The sequence below is a fragment of the Actinomycetota bacterium genome (assembly GCA_036280995.1).
Lineage (GTDB): Bacteria > Actinomycetota > CALGFH01 > CALGFH01 > CALGFH01 > CALGFH01.
On the sequence record DASUPQ010000214.1, the window covers coordinates 1 to 2,826 of the forward strand.

At 68.2% G+C, this 2,826-nt stretch carries 1 protein-coding gene; it reads right to left on the reverse strand.

All coding sequences use genetic code 11. The features are described from left to right. Nucleotides 1-859: 859 nt before the first annotated feature. Nucleotides 860-2,035: a helix-turn-helix transcriptional regulator gene (locus tag VF468_06795; GenBank protein HEX5878014.1), complete on the reverse strand. Its 1,176-nt coding sequence runs from the start codon at nt 2,033-2,035 to the stop codon at nt 860-862. Nucleotides 2,036-2,826: the final 791 nt, after the last annotated feature.

The window sequence follows — 2,826 nt, forward strand, 5'->3', positions numbered from 1 at the left end:
GCGGGCCTGAACGCTAGTGCGACCCCACTCGAGAGCAAACAAGATCCACCAGATGTCGGACATGACCCCCTATCCCCTCCGCGTTCGCAATGAACGCTCCTACCTGCTACCGGACGGCAACTCGGCCTAACGACGGTGGCCGTGGCGGCCGCCATGGCCATCTCACCCCACACTCGCTCTTGTGACATCACCCGGATCGGATACGATCACTCCGGCTCGGCAGCACGCGCCTTCATCACCGGCGCTACTTAACGCTGTTGGGTGCTCGTCGCGGTCCTCGTGCCCATCGCCGCCACGGCGTACTGGTTGCTCGAGCTAATCACCGACCTTGCAGGAGTGGTCTTCATCGACCTTCCCAACGGGCTCGCCCCTCGCATGGGCGGAGCAGTATCGAGTCCCGATTCGGCGCCAGCAGCCGGTGCGGGTAAATCGGGCCTGGGCGCGGGTTCACCGGCAGCGAGCCGGCGGACTGGTCGCCACCGAAATGTCGGCCACCGCTGCCCGATCCTGGTCGTCCTAGGCTTGGCGTCGGGGCAGCCCTCGGCGTCAAGCAAGCATCACCCTGGATAGCGAGAAGGCCATTCAGCGAGACGGCGTAGACGGTCGCGGATTGACTTCCAATCCGCTGGCGTCCGCCCCGCTTCGCCATGTAAGTGTGCCGCCCGCCTCCTGCCTCCCGGCTGGCTGGTTCGGACGCCGGACGAAGGAATGCCGCAGGAAACTGGGTCACGCCGGACGGGCGGGAGCTAGATCGTGGGCGGCCACGAATGTATGCGGCTCCGCCGCCATTCCGCATTTCATCGAAGCGTTTGATGTCGCTTGCGCGTCCACTGGCAGGGTCGACAGGACGGCGGGTGTTCTACTCGTCAGCGAGCTGCTCCCGCAGCTCCTCAGCGGCCCGTCCTTTAAGAGCGGCCGCGGCCTGTCGGACCCGACGCACTCCCCGGGCCGATCCGGTGGCCCGCGCCACCCTGAGCGCCTCCCCGGCAACTCGCGCGCCCTCGTCGTGTTCCCCGTCGATCGCGTGGGTGCGGGCAAGGGTGGCGAGGTGCAACGCTCGCTCTCTGAGGAATCCGGGCGTGGATGCGAGCGTCTCGTGGATCGCTGCGCGCGCTTGGCGGGTGCGGCCAAGGCGGAGGTTGGCGGTTCCCTCGACCTGGGTGAGGTCCCCCCGGCTGAGGAAGTACAGCCACCGAGGCGCGTCGTCGGGATGATGCTGGGGAAGGAGCAGCGCGGCCTGCTCAAGGCTTGCCAGGGTGGCGCGCTCATCGCCGATGGCCGCGTGGCTCTCGGCCTGGACGGTCCCAAGCCACGACCGTACCCCCGGCGGCGCGGTCCGAGCGGTCTGTACGGCGGCCAGGGCGGCGCGTATGGCGCGCCGGGGGTGCTTCCCATAGAGGTCGAGGATGGCGTGGTAACCGTTCACGTAGGCAAGCAGGGAGCGATCCCCTGCCGCCCTGGCTAGTTCCTGGGCGCGGTTGAGCCACCCCCGCGCGTGGTCGACGCGGTCCATGTCGAAGCAGAGCCACCCACACAGCTGTGCGGCGTCGGCAGCCGCGCCGATGTCGCCCATGCCGAGAGCGATGGCGGGCAGGCGGTGCGCGAGCGGCCAGACCCGGGCGCCGCCGAGCTGGTCGTCGAGCTTTCTGGCCTCGAGGATCAGCGCGCCGATGTCAACTCCGGATGGGATGCTCGCCTCGCTGAGGGACCGCTGCCCAGTTCTACCTGGAGGCTCTCGCGCGGGGCTTGTGGCGTCCGCGGCCAGGACCGCACCAGTGGCGCCGAAGAGGCCAAGAAACGCGCGCCGCTCCATGTCAGCTTCGCCATCCGGGGCGAGCTCGGGGAACAGCGCCCACAACCGCCGCTGGTAATGCAACTGCGGAGTGTGCGCGCCGTTCTCCCACCGGGCGACCTGGTTGCGGTCGGCGGCGGGCACGCCAAGCAGGCGGGCCACGTCGGTCTGAGAAAGGCCGCGCCGCTCCCGCGCCCTCTTCAGGGCGTCGGGATCGGGATCGGGAGCAGGGCTGGTCCCCATCTGGCTCTTCCTCTGGTCTGTACACGCCTTCGACGCTAGCCGCAATCGGGCTGGGCGGGAGCCCAGTGCGGCTGGTTGCCGACAGGTTGCCTTGGGAGGTTGCCTACAGGTTGCCCTCTTCTCGGCGGGGGAGGGCGGGATCGAAGCTGGTCGGCATGTGCCAGCCCCTCTGTGACCGCGAACTTTCGCTGCTCGGCCTCACCTCCGGTCAGGTCGGCCACGCCTGCCTCCGTGAGGATGCAGTCCGGCTCCTTTGGCTAGTTGGAGGCCGGCGAATGTCGTGGGCTGGATGATGCTGCCTGCGTGACGGCTGCACATCACCCAAATAGGATAAATTTCCAGCATCGGAGGTTGTGAGGGTAGCTTCGCCGGCTTCGCCCCTGGGCGGCAGCCCCGATCGCGATCGCTGCCCAGGCAGTGAGGATTCGGGGTCTTGACCGGGGCTGCAGACGCTCGCGGGCCTATCGGCTATTCGCACGCGTCGGCGGCAGGGGCGCCTGCGAGGGTTGGACCCCGAAGGACCCCTCACCCTTGAAGGATGATGGATTCATGGCCATGACCGCCACAGGGCCAACTGGCCGAGAACCTTCTCCTGACCCCACGAGGTCCGGTCTGCCATTTACGATCCTCGAGTCGAAATTTCACCCGCCGCCAACTCGCCGAGGGATCGTGGCCCGGGCCGCGCTGGTGGATCTACTGCTCGCCTCGGTCACTGAGCCGGTGGTCTGTCTAGTCGCTCCGGCCGGCTACGGCAAGACGACCCTGCTGGCCCAGTGGGCCCAGCGCAAGGG